The organism is Schleiferilactobacillus harbinensis DSM 16991, assembly GCF_000425885.1.
GTDB lineage: Bacteria > Bacillota > Bacilli > Lactobacillales > Lactobacillaceae > Schleiferilactobacillus > Schleiferilactobacillus harbinensis.
The window spans coordinates 39130-56085 of sequence record NZ_AUEH01000009.1; the positions used below are offsets into that span (position 1 = coordinate 39130).

The window sequence follows — 16956 nt, forward strand, 5'->3', positions numbered from 1 at the left end:
AAACTGTTAGATATTACAGCTTTTGCCGGTTCAGCACCGCCACCGCCCCAATGACCAGCAAAACCGCGGCGGCCACTGCAACGGCCATCCCAGGGGCGATCTTCACGAGCGTTTTCGTCCCCTGCGTAATGGCCATATTATCGCCGATCAATGTGACTGGGTTATAGTTCTGCGCGGCTTTAAAGAGATTCACGAGGTACAGCACGCCCATCACTAAGATGGTGAACAGCAACCCGCTGTAACTGTTCCGAGCCAGAGTCGAGCCGAATAGAATCACCGCCAGAAAGAACATACCAAACACCAGCAGCGGTAAAAAGCCCAAGAAAATGTGGGGCGTCTTATGGTCTGGAAAATAATAAGCGGTATACCCCCAGGTGACTAGGAAGCTGGCGGTTAAGATCACGACCCACTGCAGCAGCAGACTGATGTATTTGCTGCAGACCACGACCCAGCGGGGCAGGCCCTTCGTGACCAGATTGACCAGCGTCCCCTTGCCCAGCTCTTGGCTCATGGTGCCGCTGAACATGATTGCTACTACAAAGATCCCCATCTGCCCGATATTTTTATAGAACTGGGTCCAGGAATCCACCGAGGTGGGTTTGGGCAGCTGGATACCCAGGCTTTTACCGAAACTCATTTTCATGATGTCCGGAGTCAGCTTGGCAATCAGCGGACTCATCAAGGCGAAAATCAAGAACACCACCGCCAGAATCAAAAAACGATAGGTGCGCCAGGTTTCCAGCAGTTCTTTTCTAAGCATCGTGGGCAGCGTGCGCATCACCAATCACCTCCAAAAAAATTTGTTCCAGTGTCGGGTTCTCCTGCTGCAGACTAACCGGCGCAATATTGGCCGCCACCAGGGCCCGTAAGATCTGGCTGACCGTGGCGGCATAATCGCCATGATACGTCACGGTCACTATTGTGCCTTGGGCCTGGACAGCCAGCGGTGCCAACGCCTGGCGACAGCGCTGGGCGGTCGCCCCATCTGCCAGCGTCAACACGATTTGGGAACGACCGAACTGCTTGTGCAGATTGACCAGGGTATCGCAGGCCTGCAGCCGACCGTCGTGGAGAATGCCTACCCGGTCGCTGATCCGCTCCACGTCACTGAGGATATGGGTGGAAAAAAGCACCGTGACCTGGCCCCGCAACGACGCCAGCAATTCCAGGAACTCGTTGCGCCCTGCTGGATCCAGCGCACTGGTCGGCTCGTCGCAGATCAGCAGCCGGGGTTCATTCAATAACGCCTGGGCAATGCCCAGCCGCTGTTTCATTCCCCGGGAGAACCCGCGGATGCGGTGTTTGTCCGGCTTTAAGCCCACCAAGTCAAGCATCTTAGCAATCCGCTGGCGGCGCTGATCAATCCCGGTAATGCGAGCACACAAATCGAGGTACTCAGCAGGTGTCATATAATCGTAAAACGCCGGGACATCCGGCAAGTAGCCCGTGATTCGGTTGGTCTTGGTCGCGCCGAAGGTCACCGGCTCGCCGCCAACGGTGATCGTGCCCTTATCGGGCTTTTCTAACCCCAGGATCATGCGCATCGTCGTGGTCTTGCCCGCGCCATTTTCGCCGACAAAGCCAAAAATTGAGCCTGTCGGAATACTGAAGTCCACGTCTTGCAGCACGTGCTTGCTGCCAAAGGATTTCTGCACGTGCTGGACGGTCAAAATGTCATCCACGGGAATCGTCTCCCCGACCAAAGGCAAAATACACGATTGGCCCGATGATTTGGAAGACGACCACGATGATGATCCACAAGACTTTGTTGCCGAACCGGTAGTGGGGATGGCGCAGCACATGGATCAAGGCCGTGATCATCAGCGCCAGTTCCAAAATAATGATGGGAATAAAGATGGGTAAATATTTAATCAACAGTTGCCAATTATTGTTCATGATTTTTCTCCTTCAATTGCTGCTGCAAGGCCTGTAACCGGGGATCATCCTGATACGGGGCGAGCAGCGGATTAGCCAGCACAAAATCCCGCAAGCTGGCCTGCACCTGGATCGGATCTCGGGGCAGCTGCGTGCCCAGATCCAGATGGTCCAGCCAATCATCGATCTGGTCAAAATAGTCATCGCCGTGCAGTTTCACGGGAAACACCGTGCGGGTCAGCAGCGCGACAAAGGCCGTCAGCGCCTGGAACAGCGCGTCCGTCTGCTTTTGTTGGGCAAAGCCGGCGGCGGCAGAGAGTTGAAAATTCATCATCGCCACCGGATTCAACTGGTCGAAGTGGAACACGGCAGCGACACCGGTGCCGCGCCGATAGGTTTCCGCAAACTTAGGCGGGTCCCCTATCAATAGCTGCAAGTAATTGGCGAACTGGCTCATCATGATGCTGAGGTCTTGGGCCAGGGCACTTTGATAGACGGCCTGGGCTTCTGGAATTTGCTGCAATTGCTGGAACGCCGTGGCGATCAGACTCTCGGCCGGCAGGTAAGCCGGCGTGCGTGTGCCCAGTAACGCCAGTGCTTCTTTGGGTTTGTTCTGCATAATCAAGGTGTACCCCTCTAAGCTGCGGGCCTGGGTCACCAGAGCGACATCCTGGGCGTTTTCCCGCACCCGCACGAAGAGCTTTTACGCCTCTGGCGCATACAAGGCCAGCTTCTCTTCATTCGTTTTGCCGGGCAGCAGATCGTAATGGTTCAGCAGCAGCAAACCCATTTGTTCAATAAATGGGTAACAGGCATAATACCGCCGAACAAAACTGCGAATCTTGCGCAGCACCTCGGCCCCGGAATCAGTTTCAAAAGCCGCCTTTAACGACCCGTAAATGGTCCGAATTTCTTTTGCTGATAACTGCGGCTCGTAATCCAGCAGATCATCGATCCGTAAATCAAAGTAAGCCGCTAGGGCCGGCAGGAGGGTAATGTCCGGATAGGTCTGGCCGGTTTCCCACTTGGAAACCGCCGCCTTGGACACGCCGATAAAATCGGCCAGCTCCTGCTGGGTGATCCCCCGCTCTTTGCGCTGGACCACTAAGACCGGCCCAATATTCACTCGCATCACGTTTGCCTTCTTTCTACACTGCTTATTCTAAGGGCCTGGGCAGGGAAAGTATATGGAGTGGTTGTCAACTAATTCGCCTAAAAATCAACCAGTGGGATACAAGTATACAAATAGCGCCCATGGGACACAGAGCGTATCCCATGGGCGCTATGGCGTATCGGCTAACTGTCAGCGGCCGGATTAATTATGCCGCAGCTGTTCGTTCGGGTAGATCACGACTTTGAGCGAGTCGCCCTTATCCGTCCGGGTCTTTTCCAACGCATCCTTCGTTTCACTTAACGGATAGAAATCCGTCAGCAGATTTTCGGCTAACGCCATATTCTTTTCCAAGATCTCCAAGCCCAGCGCATACGTATTGGCATAGCGGAATACACCGAAGACTTGCGTCTCGTGGTCCGTCATAAACAGAATATCCAGCGGAACGGCATCGGTGGTCGGCACACCAATGTATGCCAGTTTGCCGCCGCGCTTCAACGTGCGCAGTGCCGTCCGTTCCGCCTTGGGATTGCCTGATGCTTCAATGACGAAATCCACGCCTTCGCCATTGGTCAGCGTCGGAATCACGTCCCGCGGATCTTCCTCTAAGGCATTAATGACCCGATCAGCGCCCATCTTTTTGGCCGTCGACAGTCGCAGCGCTTGCGTATCACTGACGATGATCTGTTTCGCACCAAAGGTCCGGGCCGCCAAAATCGCCAGCAGCCCCACTGGACCGCCGCCTGAAATGAAGACCGACGAACCCGGCTTAATGTCCAGCAATTGCGCCGTATGGATGCTCACGGAGAACGGTTCATTCAAGGTCGCAATTTCGTAGCTCATATTATCGGGAATGGGGAATAAGAAATCTTGCGGATAGACGATCAATTCAGACAGATCCCCGTTAACCGGCGGCGTCGCCATGAATTTCATATTCGGGCAAAGATTATAACGCCTTTAATGGTTAAAATCGGTGCGGCGGACTGTTGCTGCAGAGCCGCGGTATAACCGGCATAGCGATAGCGGCCAATAATATCCTGCTGCGGATCAGCCCCGGCAAAGGCAACACGCCGATAGCCACGCTGAAACAGGAGATTAGTCGCTTGATATCCGATTTGAAAGTCGTCCGACGAGATGGAAGAAATATTCAAATCACTGGCACTGGCAACTTCTTGGGGATAAATATTGGCTCGGCGCAGTGTATCAATAATCGCTTGATCAGGCCGGACGGACAAAAACATGACCGCAAATACGCGGCGCTCAATCATATTTTGCACCGTCTTGGCAATAACGGCTTGATCATCCCGAGCAGCATACATGATCATCACATCCATCGCCAGCCGGTTGGCCTCTGCCATGATGCCCTGAATGACTTGATCGTTGGCGTTCGTTTCTGCCGGGTAATTAATGACGCCAATCGTATGGTTGCGCTGACTCGCCAAATCCGCAGCCGATCGATTTTTGAAGTAACCCAAATCGGCCGCTGCATCATGCACCCGCTTCGCCGAAGCGGCGCTATACCGGCCGCGCTGATTGAGGATGCGGGAGACGGAGGCGGTGGATAAGCCGGTGGCGGCGGCGATATCTTTGATCGTCACTTTCACAATTAATCAACTGCTTTCTACAACGTAATAAGTACTGTCGCTAGTATTATACGCATTCCTGCGGCAGCCGGCACCTGCTGGTTACAGCTTCGTCGCGGCCACCAAGGCCTCATGCTGCTTGATATGGTCAAGATACGGTTTGTTTTGTGCCAGCAGCAGCAAGAACAGCGCCTCCACGGCGCTCATCGCCGCCACCCGGGAAAAGAAATACTCCGATTGCAGAATCTGCTGCCGGACAGCTGTGATCAGATGCAGATCGGCTTGCAGCCCGATCGGCGAATCTGCTCGGTTGGTGATGGCAATGACCGGCACGCCTTGATCCTTGGCCACCGCCATTTGCTTCAATAAATTCCGAGTCTCGCCAGAGTTGGAAATCACCAGCATCACTGCCTGCTTCGGTAAATTCATCGTCTGCCCGATCGCCGTTTCCCAAGACTGGTCGGCCACCGCCAGAATGCCCAATTGATTGAATTTATACACCGCGTCGGCGGCCACCGGGAACGTCCCGCCCGCCGCGATGACCTGGACCATGCTGGCGGTTTGCAGCGCCTGCAAAATCCGGCGCACCGTCGTTGCCGGCGTCCGGCTCAAGGTCCCGGTGATCTCCGCCACCTTATTCTGGGCGATGCCTTGCAGCGACTTTTCCAAGTCATTGGGATCCACTCGGCGATAGTAGCTGTCCTTATCCTCCGCCACCTTAGCCAATTCAATTTTCAATTCATGGAAACCGGCCAGTCCAAGAGTCCGGCAAAACCGGGATACTGAGGCATCACTCACCGCCGCGGCCTGGGCCAGTTCTGAAATCGTCATGTTCACCGTCTTGCCCGGGTCGGCCAGGATGACCGCTGCAATTTTGCGTTCCGTCGCCGAGAGCCCCGGCTGCCTGCTGTAAAGTACATCAATAATATTTTCAGCCATTCGCCACCACCGCCTTAAATTATTTTCTAGACTGCCAAAATCGTGAAAATCCTTCTCTCCCAATCTAACCCGGGAAACCATGAAAATCAAATTCGCAGATGACCGCTTGACTAAATTTATTTTCAAAGATATGATTTATATGAAAATTAGTTTCTCACATAGCCAAAGAAAGCAGATGATTTTTATGACTCCGAGTATTCAACAGGCGTTACGCCTCATCCACCCCGGCATGATCGTCAGTCTGGGCGGCGGACGGCATATGCAAGCCCTCGCCGACGCCCTGGCGCAAACACCGATCCCCGGCATCCAGCTCACCAGTCCCTCGGAATTGACCCTGGCCTATTGTCAGCAGCGCAACCTGCCGCTGGCCGCTGTGCCGACCCGCATCGATATGGCCTTCGACGGCTGCGACAGCGCCGACACCAATCTGAATCTGCTAAAAAGCAACGGCGGCATCCACACTTGAAAAAAACAATGCTGAAATGGCCGCTGCCTACATCATTCTAGCCCCGGCCGAACGGGTCACCGCGCAGCTGGCCGCGACTGTGCCGCTATGCCTGGAAGTGGTCCCGCCCTGTGTCTCCCAGGTGCTGCGCACGGCGGCCCAGTTAGGCTTGCGTGCTAAACAGCGGCTGGCCGACAATTACGCCGGCTATGTGCGCACCAGCCTGGGCAACGCACTCATCGATTGTTTTGCGCCGGACTGGGACCAGATTGCCGACCTGAGTACCGCGCTAAGCCAAACAAACGGTGTCATCAGCACCTCGTATTTCTCCGGCTTAGCGTCCCTGATTCTGGCTGAAGCCGCTGATGGTTCAGTCACACAAATAAAGAAAGGTGACAAATAATGACACAGTACAATTGGGGCATGATTGGGACCGGCTGGATCGCCCACGAAATGGCCGATGCCTTAAACACCGTGAACGGAACGATTTATGGGGTGACCGATGTCAATCCGGACATGTTGAAGAAATTTGCAGCCGAAAAGCACATTCAGCACACCTATGCGACCGCTGAAGCGATGATTGCCGATCCCAACATCGACGTCATCTATATCGCCACGCCGCACACGTATCACTACCTGTATATTAAGGAAAGCCTGAATGCCGGCAAGCATGTCTTTGCGGAAAAGGCGATCACGGTGAACGCCAAGCAGTTTGACGAAGTCCAGCAGTTAGCGCGGGCGAAGCACCTGATCCTCACCGAAGGCTTAACCTTGATGCACATGCCGCTGTATCAACAAGTGCACGCGCTCATCGCTGCTGGTCAATTGGGCGATATCCATTTAGTCCAAGTGAACTTTGGCAGCTTGAAGGACTACGATCCCAAAAACCGCTTCTTCAATAAAGCCTTAGCCGGCGGCGCACTGCTGGATATCGGCGGCTACGCGACGGCCTTTGCCCGCTCCTTCCTCGCTTCTCAGCCCAACGTCACGCTGACCACGGTCAAGTTCTTTGAAACCGGCGTGGACGAACAATCCGGGATCATCCTGAAAAACCCGGAGCAGCAGATGGCCGTGATGGCCCTGTCGCTGCGGGCCAAGCAGCCCAAGCGGGGCGTGATCGCCGGTACCAAGGGGTATATTGAAATCGACAACTATCCCCGAGCCACCGAGGCCAAGGTGACGTACACCGCCGATGCCCACGAGACCACCACCACCGTCCTGCAAGCTGGGAACGCTGATGACGCGCTGGTCTACGAGGTGCAGGATATGCAGCGTTACATTGACGCCGGCCACGATGACGGTCAGTTGCAGTTATCCCATGATGTCAGCCATATTATGGATGACGTACGCAACGCCTGGGGGATGAAGTTTCCCTTCGATTGATGAGCCTAAAAGCGGTTTGTCCCGAAAAACATGAGCTGCATATGTAGTACGCTGGACACCTTAATGAGACCATTTAACTCATTTTGTAGTATACTTGGACGTGTGATAGGCAAGGATTTGAGCACGACAAGGAGGCGTTAGTAAATGGATACGAAAGAACCTAAGCGCCGGATTCAAGCTAAAATTGATGCGGATACCGCAGATCAAGTGGACGATGTATTGCGGCGGCTTGGTTTATCCCCGAGCACGTTGGTTAATGCGCTCTATAAGCGGGTTGCTGCAGAGCATCGGATTCCCTTCGAGCTTGAGTTAACACCGCGGGAGGTGGCCGCATCCCGTTTGGCAGATGCCGCTAAGGATGTGCGTGCTGAGACGGCGACAACGCAAGAAGAACTCGATAGGTGGTTGACGGAAAGTGGAGACCGGTGATCTGTGTTTGTTTTATGTGCCCTACCCAGAGGATTCAAGCGGTGACGGTAAAACTCGCCCGGTCGCCGTTCTAGCACTGAGCGATGGTGAGCATGTATTGCTGTACACCGTCACAACGAAGTACGAAAATAAATCAGCAACAATTAAGAAGCAGTATGCGCCGATTAAACAATGGCAACAGGCTGGTCTGGATCATCCCTCATGGATTGATGTTCGGGGTGTCTTGCGGGTTCCCCGTAAACTGTTGGAACAACGGCGTGTCCTGTGGGTTGGCCGATTGACGGCCGAAGACATGACTATTTGGGCTGATTACATTCGGCGTCGCGGTAAACGCGCATAGCGAGATCGTTAGAAATGGTAAAAAAAAATCCACGCTGATCCGTGGATTTTTTTCCTATTTAGAAATACGCTTTAACGAATAGATACGCCGCCAAGCCAAAGGCACCAAAAGCAATCAGGGTACGCAGCAGCTTGACCGGGGCATGACGCACCACGACCGGGCCGCAATACCCGCCAACGAGGAAGCCCAAGCCCAGCGGGATGACCAGCAGCCAATCCACCTTGCCCCGGGCGGCGTAAATCACCGTCGCCACAGCATTCGCCATAAAAGCCATGACGTTTTTAAAAGCATTTAACACTGCGAACCGTTGGGGCAAAGTGAGGGTCAGAATCGCCAGCAAAATAACTCCGCCAGCGGCACCGAAATAACCAGTATAGGCACCCACAAGAAAAATTCCCAATGCCTTAGCCGCCACTCCCCATTTGTTTTGGTCCCGCAATGCCGCAATTGGCTTGCGCGCCGCCTGGCGGCCGGACACCAGCAGCAATATCCCCGAGATCAAGATGAAGAACGGCACCACGTGCTCGAAGGTACTGGCCGGTTCCACCAAAAGCAGCACCGATCCGAGAATACCGCCGCTCAACGCCAGAGCCACCAGCCCCGCGACGGTCTTGCCCTCGCCCCGCAATTCTTTGGTGGAAGAGGCAGTGGCCCCGATCCCAGAAAGAACCAAGCCCGCGGTATTGGTCACGTTGGCCACCACCGGCGGAATACCGATCAGCAACAGCGCGGGATAAGACACCAGTGAAGCCAAACCGGCGATAGACGCCAGCAAACCGCCCAGCACGCCAGCGATGATCAGAAATACGAAAACACCAATTGTCATAGGGTATCTCTTTTCTCAATCAGATACCGCCAGTATTGGCCTGGAAGTGAAGACAAGTCAAGTGTCACTTAGTCAGCAATTGGCGCACCGGCACTGTGAAAGTGCCAACTTGTTGACGATTCGGCCGCCGGCCCGGAATTTCCAGCCTAAACTTAACGACAGCGTCCGCTGGCGCATCCTTTAATGAGTGCTGATCGCCTAGGCTGCCGTAGGATTTTGCAAAAATGGACTGAAACTGGCTGGTGACTTGCCCCGCATTCGTCTTGGTGCGTAAAAACTGCCCGCCGCTGCCGAGTTCCAACAGGCCCAGATTATTCTGGCCGTCATACACCGTCGCTTCAGAAATCCAGGCGGCTTCACTGTAGTTCTCCAACCAGCGCGCACTTAGGCCGGCTTGGCTAAAGACCAGCGTATAGTTCACCACCAGGGCTTCCGGCGCTTGCTGAATGGTGGTCAAGCGGCCAGTGATCTTCCCACCGTGGATTGCTTTCACCGTGCTCTGCTGATTAATCACGGTCTCTTGCAACGGCCGTTGGGTCACCGGCAACTGTTTGAAGGCCAGCGTCTGCTGGGTGCCATTAATTTTCCCCAGCTGCAGATTGATCGCCTGCACTGGCGTGGTCCCCTGGGTGTAAAAAGCAATCACTTGCCGGTAGTGGCCCAGCGCGACTTTGCCAAAATTGCTTTCTGTATCAATAATATGCTGACCGCTGACCTGATCCACCTGCTCGGTTTGCCGGCGCAACTGGTCCGGCTGCATGCCCGGCCCGGTGTAATCAATTAAAACGGCCACGACCCCCGCCGTACTGAGCGTACCAATGGGCTGAACCTGGACGTTGCCGACCCTCTGCGCTGGTACGCTCACTTTGTCGTACAGACCCTGATTGTAGAGATTTCCCAGCAACATGTTCATCGTCGGGTCAAAATTATGCGTTTTGGCCCCATCTTGGTCCAGCAACTGGGTAAAGGCCGGCACAATCCCCCCGGCTTGAATGGTCGCGGGGGTGATGGCAGCCCCCAACAACAGCACCGCAACTGCCAAGCCGATTGTGATCCGGCGCCGGTGCTGTTTGCGCCGGGGCGCTGCCGCCTGAATCCCTTGGGTAATGGCCGCATCCACCAGGTTGGTCGGTACTGAGATTTGCTCAGTTATTTTTTGAAAATCCGTCGTCGTACTCATGAATGACCTCTCCTTTCTCCCGCAATCCCTGCAGGGCGCGGTTCAACCGGCTCTTGACGGTACCCACTGGCAAATGGAGCACCCGGCCAATCTCCTGCAGTGTTAAATCATTGAAAAAACGCAGGATCACCACGTCCCGCAGTTTCGCCGGCAGGGCGGCCAAATCCTGGACCAGATCCAGATGCAGCACGGCCGCATTGTCCGGACTCGCCGCTGCAGCGGGCGCTTCGTCCCCAACCGGTTTTCTGCTCCGCATCAGCCGATAGGCGCTGTTGATCAGGATCCGGATCAGCCAGGTGTCAAAGTATTCCGGATGCCGCAGCCGCTTGATACTCAGCATGGCCTGCAGCGCCGTCTCCTGCACCACATCCAGCGCGTCCACTTGATTGCGGGTGTAGAGAAACGCTGTGCGGTACAGTTTATCCTGCCGGGCTCGCAGCAGCCGGCCCAACGCCGCCCCATCACCCGCCCGGGCCTGACTAATCAACTCGCTTTCTGCCATAACCAACCTTCTTTCTTTGCGTTACATCAATTAGTAACCGCGGGGCAGCAAAAGGTTCCATTGACTGCAAAAAAGCAGCGGCTGGGCACATTGCTGTGCCTAACCGCTGCCTTGTATCACTTATCCGCACTCAACAACAATTCATCATCGGTCAGCTCTTCCTGGCTGGCCTTATTGAACAAGTCCAGCAGTTGGGGCACGGTCAGATGTTTCTTCTCTTCCCCCGCAATGTCCACCACGATCTTGCCGTGGTCCAGCATCAACAAGCGGTTGCCGTATTTGATGGCATCCTGCATGTTGTGGGTGATCATCAGGGCGGTCAGGTCTTCTTCGTTCACCAGCTGCTCGGTGAGGTGCAGCACAGTGGCGCTGGTCTTGGGATCCAAGGCCGCGGTGTGCTCATCCAGCAGCAGCATCTCCGGCTTTTGCAGAGTCGCCATAAGTAAGGTGATGGCCTGCCGCTGACCGCCGGAAAGCAGTCCGATTTCGGTATCCAACCGATCTTCCAGACCCAGATTCAGCCGCTTCAAAGCCGCCTGGAACCGCGGGCGGGCTGAGCGCGGGGTGCCGAAGCGGAACAGGGAGTGGTGTTCGCCGCGCTTGGCGGCCAGGGCCATATTCTCGGCCACAGACAGCCGTTGCGCGGTGCCCATCTTCGGGTCCTGGAAGACTCGGGCGATCCAGCGGGCCCGCTTGGTGACGGAATCGTAGGTAATATCCTTGCCGTCCAACACGATTTGACCGGTGTCGATGGGCAGCGTGCCGGCGATGGAATTAAGCAATGTGGACTTGCCCGCCCCGTTGCCGCCGATGATCGTCACGAACTCGCCTTCGGTGATCGTTAAGTTGATGCCTTGCAGAGCGTGGGTCTCGTTGATCGTGCCTTGCTCGAAGTATTGATGCAGGTCGCGGATGGTTAATACCGGTGTGTTTTTCATTTTGCCTTGTCCTCCTTAGCGGCTTGGGCATTCAACGACTTAATATGGATGCGGTTCGCCCGGCGCCGATTGTATTGCTTGGTCAATTGCCGCATTAGCGGGACTGCCAGCAACACAGTCAACAAGGCCGCGTAGAACAGCCGCAAATCGTTAGGGTCAACTCCGGCCCAGAGAACCAGCGCAATAATTAACCGATAGATGATGGCCCCGATAATAATCGTCAAAATCCGTTTGCCCAGCGTCAGATTCCGCACCAGCACTTCGCCGATGATGATCGCCGCCAGGGCAATCACAATGGTCCCCACCCCCATGGAGATATCCGCATACCCGTTGGACTGGGCCATCAGGGCCCCCGCCAGGGCGATCAGTCCGTTGGAGATCATGTAGATCACGATCTGCATGTTGGCCACGTGCACGCCGTTAGCGGCACTCATGTCCGGGTTATCCCCCACAGCCCGGGCGGCCAGACCCATTTCGGTATTGAAGAAAAGCACCAGCAGCACCATGATCACCGCCACCAGCAAGGCGCCCACAATGATCACCTGCATCGTGCTGCTGAATTGAGCAAAGGCGCTGAACACTGTCGTTTGGTTCAGCAGCGCGATGTTGGCCTTGCCCATGATCCGCAGGTTGATGGAATAGAGGCCGGTTAGGGTCAAAATCCCAGTGAGCAGCGCCGGAATCCGCAAGCGGGTGTAGAGCAAGCCGGAAACCAGGCCGGCCGCCATCCCGCCGAGCATCCCGACCAGGGTAGCCAGCCATGGGTTGGCGTGGTTGGCGATCAAGCTGGCCGCAAATGCCGCGCCCAAGGGAAAAGCCCCCTCGGCCGTCATATCGGCAATGTCCAGGATGCGGAAGGTGAGATAGACCCCGATGGCCATAATTGACCAAATCAGGCCCTGGGAGATGCTTGATAACAATATATCCATGATGTCGGTTTTCCTCCAATATTTAAGGCTGATTACTTAACGATTTTCGCCGGATCGACGTTGAACAGTTTAGCGAACTTAGAATTGACTACCAAACTGATATCCTTGGGCGTTTCCACCGGCAGGTCAGCGACTTTCTGGCCCTTGATGATCTTGACCGCCATCTGGGCCGTGCGGGCGCCGAGCTTAGTGAAGTCAATACCGTTGGTGGCCACGCCGCCCAATTTCACCATCGGGCCGGTGGCCGGAATGACCGGGACTTTCTTCTCCTCGGAAACCTTGCCCACCGTGGCCATCGCGGCCGTTAACACATTATCCGCGGGAATATAGATAGCGTCTACCTGACTCGCCAGGGCCGTGGTGGTTTGCTGGACATCCGCCGTAGTGGCGACTGTTTTGGCGACGAACTGCAACCCCTGCTGCTTGATCGCGGCCTTGGCTAATTTAATCGCGTAAACCGAGTTGGGCTCGGCGGCGTTATACAGCAGGCCAACCTTCCTGGCTTTGGGAAACAATTGGCGCAGCAATTTGATTTGGCCGGCGACTGGGACCATGTCGCTGGTCCCGGTGAAATTGCTGCTGGGCTTCGTCAAACTCGTGGTCAGGCCAGCTGATACCGGATCGGTGATCGCTGTGAAACAGCTTCGGCGTGTCCTTGTCCGCTTGGAGCAGGGCTTGGGCGGCTGGCGTAGCAATGGCTAAATTCAAAGTGTTTTTATCCTTAGCCAATTTTTCGCTCATGCTCTTCAAGTTGGCCTGATCGTTCTGGGCGTTGACGTAATCAATCGTCAGATTCTTGCCTTGAACGTAGCCCTCCTTTTTCAATTCCGCAATGAAACCTTTGCGGGCCTGATCCAGGGCGCTTTGGTCCATTAACTGTAAAATGCCGATCTTCACTGTTGGTTCTTTGGCGCTGGCATTGCTTTTCTGATTACCGCAGGCACTGACCAACAGGGCCAGGGCCAAAGTCAAGACGACCCACAACTTGCGCTGCTTTCCCATAATGTTCCCCCCATTCCGGCTATTTATTGACGATCTTGGCTGGATCCACGTTGAACAGCTTGGCAAATTGGTCATTGACTACCAGACTCACGTCCTTGGGGGTTTCCACCGGCAGATCGGTGACTTTCTTGCCCTTGATGATCTTCACGGCCATCTGGGCGGTTTGGGCGCCCAGTTTGGTGTAGTCGATCCCATTAGTGGCCACGCCGCCCAGTTTGACCATCGGGCCGGTGGCCGGGATGACGGGGACTTTCTTTTCTTCAGACACTTTGCCCACCGTGGCCATGGCGGCGGTCAGCACGTTGTCGGCCGGGATGTAGATGGCATCCACTTGGCTGGCCAAAGCGGTCGTGGTCTGTTGGACATCAGCCGTCGTAGCCACGGTCTTGGCAACGGACTGCAAGCCGAGTTTCTTGATGGCGGCCTTCGCTAATTTAATGGCGTAAACCGAATTGGGTTCGGCGGCGTTGTACAGCAAGCCGACCTTCTTCGCCTTGGGGAACAATTGGTGGAGCAATTTGATCTGCCCTGCCACGGGCACCATGTCGCTGGTGCCGGACACGTTGCCGCTGGGCTTTTGCATACTGGTGGTCAGTCCGGCGGACACCGGATCCGTGATGGCGGTGAACAGTTGCGGGGTATCCTTATCCGCTTGCAACAGAGCTTGGGCGGCCGGGGTGGCGATGGCCACGTTCACGGTATTTTTGTCCTTAGCCAGCTTCTCGCTCATACTCTTCAGATTGGCTTGATCGTTTTGGGCGTTGACGTAATCGATCGTCAGATTCTTGCCCTGGGTGTAGCCTTCCTTTTTCAGTTCAGCGATGAACCCTTTCCGCGCTTGATCCAGGGCGCTCTGGTCCATCAGCTGCAGAATACCCACTTTCACCTTGGCATCCTTGCCGCTGGCACTGCTTTGTTTCGTACCGCACGCACTGACCAGCAAGGCCAGTGCGACCGTAAAGACGAGCCATAATCCAGTATGCTTTTTCATGATAAAAATTCCTCCCGGCGGCCGTTTCACGTGAAACAGCCGCATCTTCTATTTATTATTTTGCGTCGTTAACGACTTGGGCGGGGTCGATCTTGAAGACCTTCGCCAATTTTTTATTCACGACCAGCGTGATATCTTTGGGTAATTGTACTGGGATCGCGCTAGCCTTTTTGCCCTTGATGATTTTGATCGCCATCTGGGCGGTTTGGGCACCAAGCTTTTCATAATCGATTCCGTTGGTGGCAATCCCGCCGGCGGGAACCATGGTGCTGGCGGCGGGGACGACCGGGACCTTCTTTTCGGCAGAAATCTTGCCCACCGTGGCCATGGCCGTGGCGACGACGTTATCCGCCGGTACGTAGATGGCATCGGCTTTGCCGGCCAGCGAGGTCATCGCCTGGGACACGTCATTGGTGCTGGCCACGGTCAGCGACGTACTCTTCAGCCCCAACTTGGCAATGGCCGCTTTGGCCATCTTCACCTGCACCAAGGAATTAGGTTCCGCGGCGTTATATAGCAGGCCGATGGTCTTGGCCTTGGGGAACAATTCGTGGAGCAGCTTGATCTGCCCGGATACCGGCACCAGATCACTGGTGCCGGTGACATTGCCGCCGGGATGCTGCAAGCTGGTCACCAGCTTGGCCTCCACGGGATCGGTGATGGCGGTGAACAGTTGCGGCGTATCTTTGTCGGCTTGCAGCAGCGCTTGGGCGGCCGGGGTCGCAATGGCCAGATTCACCGTGTTCTTATCCTTGGCCAATTCTTCACTCATACTCTTCAGGTTGGCTTGATCGTTCTGGGCGTTGACGTAATGGATCGAAATGTTTTTCCCATCCTTGTAGCCGGCCTTGGCGAGTTCCGCGATAAATCCTTTGCGGGCATCATCCAAAGCGGTTTGGTTCATTAATTGCAGGATGCCAATCTTAATTTTCTTACTGTCCTGACTGCTGCCTTGCGCCGGCGACCCGCAGGCCCCCAGAACCAGCAACAGGACCAAGCTCACTACCGTTAAAAGCCAATATCGTTTTTTCATGATGATTTCCTCCATAGTCTGTCTTCTGCTTCCCGGCCAGACATCCGCAGGCATAAAAAATGCCGTTCCCATCGATTGAATACAGACAATCGACGGAAACGGCTCAAAAAATGATTCTTTTTTCGCACCGGCCACATCGATTATCTCGATCTATGTGGCGAATGCACGAAAATTCGTACGGCCATCATAGATACAAACGCTAGGTTTGCATCCATAATGGCTACAAACCAGCTATCTAAAATAGCCGTAATAAAATCGGTTATTGAGTTGTGTAATGGCTGCGTCTCGCATGCGTAACACACTCCTAAATGAGCAAATGCTCATGTATTTGTTATGTCCATTACCTTACACTGCGGCCAAATAGGTTGTCAACCCCTGGCCGTGAACTTTTTCACGCCAACGTCAGCGAATCCCCGTCAGGACCGGTATAATGGAGGTTAGAAAACTTTTTTGGGAGGATTCAACATGATTGAGCAGCACCCGTTACCCCATGGTCAGGAATGGATCGCCATGATGACCCCCACCACCGCAGATTATCAGGACTTAGAAAAGAAATACGGCCTGCCGCCGCGTTTTGTGCCGTACCTTAACGACATGCGGGAACGCGCCCGGTTGGAATACGACCAGGCCAGCGGCTACTGGCTGCTGGTGTTCCGCTTCGTGAATAAAGAAGCCGCTCCCGGCGGTTTTTTGACCCTGCCCATCACCTTCGTCTTCAACGCCAGCCGGCTGATCAGTGTGATTCCCGACACTGATGGCACCACCGTCGTCAGGCAGCTGCAGGAAGTGATCCAGAGTGCCGCCGAAGCGGACACCTCGATCTTTATGCTGCTGTTCGACCTGCTCTTCGCCCTGAGTACCGATTACTTCGACGTCCTCGACAACATCAACGACGAGCGGAGCAAGTTGGAAAACTGGCACAAACGGCCGACCAACGAACAAGTCGCTGCCCTCACCCGGTTAGCCCAGCAGACGGTCTATTTGACGACCGCAGAAAACAACAATTTGATTGCCATCCGCCGGTTCATGATGGCGACAAATTCCGTGGCCGATCCGTTGGCCCTGAACGCGGAAGAAAAGGAACGGCTCGACGACGTGCTGATCGAAATTCAGCAGGGCCAGCAGATGGCCCAGATCGCCGCGGACATCATCGACCGGGTCACCGACGGCTTCAGCAATGTCCTAAACAACAATCTGAACGGCACCATGCGCTTCCTCACGGTGTGGAGTATTGTCCTGATGATTCCGCCGGTGATCACCGGGTTCTATGGGATGAACGTTGCCCTGCCCTTCGCCAACCGGCATGATGCCTGGCTTTGGACGATTATTTGGTCACTGGTGGCGATCATTGTATTGGGGATTTGGTATATTTTGTACGATAAACGGCGCCGGTAGACAGAAAGAAAGAGACTGGGGATAAAACTCCGTCCTAGTATGCCGTGCCAAAGCT

At 54.9% G+C, this 16956-nt stretch carries 17 protein-coding genes and 3 pseudogenes; 5 read left to right on the forward strand and 15 right to left on the reverse strand.

The window, feature by feature from the left end; translation table 11 throughout:
- Positions 1-13: 13 nt before the first annotated feature.
- The 7 genes and pseudogenes from H627_RS0104185 to H627_RS0104215 form a co-directional block, all read right to left on the reverse strand.
- Positions 14-778 carry an ABC transporter permease gene (locus H627_RS0104185; protein ID WP_027827924.1) on the reverse strand — a complete coding sequence of 255 codons (765 nt, stop codon included), beginning with the start codon at positions 776-778 and terminating at the stop codon, positions 14-16.
- A complete protein-coding gene (locus H627_RS0104190) occupies positions 753-1682 on the reverse strand; it encodes an ABC transporter ATP-binding protein (RefSeq protein ID WP_035439929.1) in 930 nt (309 codons plus the stop codon). Before H627_RS0104190 ends, H627_RS0104185 begins: the two co-directional genes overlap by 26 nt.
- The gene (locus tag H627_RS0104195; RefSeq protein ID WP_027827926.1) at positions 1675-1896 is read right to left on the reverse strand and encodes a PLDc N-terminal domain-containing protein; all 222 of its coding nucleotides are present in this window, start codon (positions 1894-1896) and stop codon (positions 1675-1677) included. The genes H627_RS0104190 and H627_RS0104195 overlap by 8 nt, the downstream gene beginning before the upstream one ends.
- Positions 1886-3007, reverse strand: a pseudogene (locus tag H627_RS20865) (helix-turn-helix domain-containing protein). Before H627_RS20865 ends, H627_RS0104195 begins: the two are co-directional and overlap by 11 nt.
- A 183-nt stretch (positions 3008-3190) precedes the next feature.
- Positions 3191-3910: a zinc-binding dehydrogenase gene (locus H627_RS16920; protein ID WP_243892619.1), complete on the reverse strand. Its 720-nt coding sequence runs from the start codon at positions 3908-3910 to the stop codon at positions 3191-3193.
- Between the two features lie 5 nt (positions 3911-3915).
- A complete protein-coding gene (locus H627_RS16925) occupies positions 3916-4590 on the reverse strand; it encodes a LacI family DNA-binding transcriptional regulator (RefSeq protein ID WP_051225158.1) in 675 nt (224 codons plus the stop codon).
- 81 nt (positions 4591-4671) lie between these two features.
- Positions 4672-5508: a MurR/RpiR family transcriptional regulator gene (locus tag H627_RS0104215; protein WP_027827927.1), complete on the reverse strand. Its 837-nt coding sequence runs from the start codon at positions 5506-5508 to the stop codon at positions 4672-4674.
- Between the two features lie 184 nt (positions 5509-5692).
- Here H627_RS0104215 and H627_RS16930 point away from each other — a divergent pair.
- The 4 genes and pseudogenes from H627_RS16930 (at position 5693) to H627_RS16940 (ending at position 8105) form a co-directional block, all read left to right on the forward strand.
- A pseudogene (locus tag H627_RS16930) lies at positions 5693-6356 on the forward strand (ribose-5-phosphate isomerase A).
- A complete protein-coding gene (locus tag H627_RS0104225) occupies positions 6356-7336 on the forward strand; it encodes a Gfo/Idh/MocA family protein (protein WP_027827928.1) in 981 nt (326 codons plus the stop codon). The pseudogene H627_RS16930 and the gene H627_RS0104225 overlap by 1 nt, the downstream one beginning before the upstream one ends.
- A 144-nt stretch (positions 7337-7480) precedes the next feature.
- Positions 7481-7765, forward strand: a complete 285-nt coding sequence (locus tag H627_RS16935) for a type II toxin-antitoxin system RelB/DinJ family antitoxin (RefSeq protein WP_051225159.1) — start codon at positions 7481-7483, stop codon at positions 7763-7765.
- Positions 7752-8105: a hypothetical protein gene (locus tag H627_RS16940; protein WP_051225160.1), complete on the forward strand. Its 354-nt coding sequence runs from the start codon at positions 7752-7754 to the stop codon at positions 8103-8105. Before H627_RS16935 ends, H627_RS16940 begins: the two co-directional genes overlap by 14 nt.
- Positions 8106-8163: 58 nt before the next feature.
- Here the strand turns inward: H627_RS16940 and H627_RS0104240 are convergent, their stop codons facing one another.
- From H627_RS0104240 to H627_RS0104275, 8 genes and pseudogenes are all read right to left on the reverse strand, one after another.
- Positions 8164-8931 carry a sulfite exporter TauE/SafE family protein gene (locus H627_RS0104240; protein WP_027827929.1) on the reverse strand — a complete coding sequence of 256 codons (768 nt, stop codon included), beginning with the start codon at positions 8929-8931 and terminating at the stop codon, positions 8164-8166.
- 64 nt (positions 8932-8995) lie between these two features.
- Positions 8996-10111: a hypothetical protein gene (locus H627_RS0104245; RefSeq protein WP_027827930.1), complete on the reverse strand. Its 1116-nt coding sequence runs from the start codon at positions 10109-10111 to the stop codon at positions 8996-8998.
- Positions 10077-10613 (reverse strand): sigma-70 family RNA polymerase sigma factor, encoded by a 537-nt coding sequence (locus H627_RS16945; RefSeq protein ID WP_051225161.1) that lies wholly within the window; start codon positions 10611-10613, stop codon positions 10077-10079. The genes H627_RS0104245 and H627_RS16945 overlap by 35 nt, the downstream gene beginning before the upstream one ends.
- Before the next feature lie 116 nt (positions 10614-10729).
- Positions 10730-11551, reverse strand: a complete 822-nt coding sequence (locus H627_RS0104255) for an ABC transporter ATP-binding protein (RefSeq protein ID WP_027827931.1) — start codon at positions 11549-11551, stop codon at positions 10730-10732.
- A complete protein-coding gene (locus tag H627_RS0104260; protein WP_027827932.1) occupies positions 11548-12480 on the reverse strand; it encodes an ABC transporter permease in 933 nt (310 codons plus the stop codon). The genes H627_RS0104255 and H627_RS0104260 overlap by 4 nt, the downstream gene beginning before the upstream one ends.
- Positions 12481-12512: 32 nt before the next feature.
- Positions 12513-13482: pseudogene (locus tag H627_RS16950) on the reverse strand (ABC transporter substrate binding protein).
- Positions 13483-13501: 19 nt separating this feature from the next.
- Positions 13502-14473: an ABC transporter substrate-binding protein gene (locus tag H627_RS16955; protein WP_051225162.1), complete on the reverse strand. Its 972-nt coding sequence runs from the start codon at positions 14471-14473 to the stop codon at positions 13502-13504.
- Positions 14474-14528: 55 nt separating this feature from the next.
- Complete coding sequence (locus H627_RS0104275; RefSeq protein ID WP_035439942.1) at positions 14529-15506, reverse strand: ABC transporter substrate-binding protein; 978 nt, start codon at positions 15504-15506, stop codon at positions 14529-14531.
- Positions 15507-15971: 465 nt separating this feature from the next.
- On the opposite strand from H627_RS0104275, the gene H627_RS0104280 reads away from it, so the two are divergent.
- Positions 15972-16901 carry a magnesium transporter CorA family protein gene (locus tag H627_RS0104280; protein ID WP_051225163.1) on the forward strand — a complete coding sequence of 310 codons (930 nt, stop codon included), beginning with the start codon at positions 15972-15974 and terminating at the stop codon, positions 16899-16901.
- Positions 16902-16956: the final 55 nt, after the last annotated feature.

What these genes read in the sequence shown, in the direction of transcription:
- H627_RS0104275 (WP_035439942.1), bottom strand. Translation starts at nt 15,506, where the DNA reads ATGAAAAAACGATATTGGCTTTTAACGGTAGTGAGCTTGGTCCTGTTG.
- H627_RS0104240 (WP_027827929.1), bottom strand. Translation starts at nt 8,931, where the DNA reads ATGACAATTGGTGTTTTCGTATTTCTGATCATCGCTGGCGTGCTGGGC.
- H627_RS0104215 (WP_027827927.1), bottom strand. Translation starts at nt 5,508, where the DNA reads ATGGCTGAAAATATTATTGATGTACTTTACAGCAGGCAGCCGGGGCTC.
- H627_RS0104255 (WP_027827931.1), bottom strand. Translation starts at nt 11,551, where the DNA reads ATGAAAAACACACCGGTATTAACCATCCGCGACCTGCATCAATACTTC.
- H627_RS16945 (WP_051225161.1), bottom strand. Translation starts at nt 10,613, where the DNA reads ATGGCAGAAAGCGAGTTGATTAGTCAGGCCCGGGCGGGTGATGGGGCG.
- H627_RS0104195 (WP_027827926.1), bottom strand. Translation starts at nt 1,896, where the DNA reads ATGAACAATAATTGGCAACTGTTGATTAAATATTTACCCATCTTTATT.
- H627_RS16955 (WP_051225162.1), bottom strand. Translation starts at nt 14,473, where the DNA reads ATGAAAAAGCATACTGGATTATGGCTCGTCTTTACGGTCGCACTGGCC.
- H627_RS16935 (WP_051225159.1), top strand. Translation starts at nt 7,481, where the DNA reads ATGGATACGAAAGAACCTAAGCGCCGGATTCAAGCTAAAATTGATGCG.
- H627_RS16920 (WP_243892619.1), bottom strand. Translation starts at nt 3,910, where the DNA reads ATGGCGACGCCGCCGGTTAACGGGGATCTGTCTGAATTGATCGTCTAT.
- H627_RS0104225 (WP_027827928.1), top strand. Translation starts at nt 6,356, where the DNA reads ATGACACAGTACAATTGGGGCATGATTGGGACCGGCTGGATCGCCCAC.
- H627_RS0104260 (WP_027827932.1), bottom strand. Translation starts at nt 12,480, where the DNA reads ATGGATATATTGTTATCAAGCATCTCCCAGGGCCTGATTTGGTCAATT.
- H627_RS0104280 (WP_051225163.1), top strand. Translation starts at nt 15,972, where the DNA reads ATGATTGAGCAGCACCCGTTACCCCATGGTCAGGAATGGATCGCCATG.
- H627_RS0104185 (WP_027827924.1), bottom strand. Translation starts at nt 778, where the DNA reads ATGCGCACGCTGCCCACGATGCTTAGAAAAGAACTGCTGGAAACCTGG.
- H627_RS0104245 (WP_027827930.1), bottom strand. Translation starts at nt 10,111, where the DNA reads ATGAGTACGACGACGGATTTTCAAAAAATAACTGAGCAAATCTCAGTA.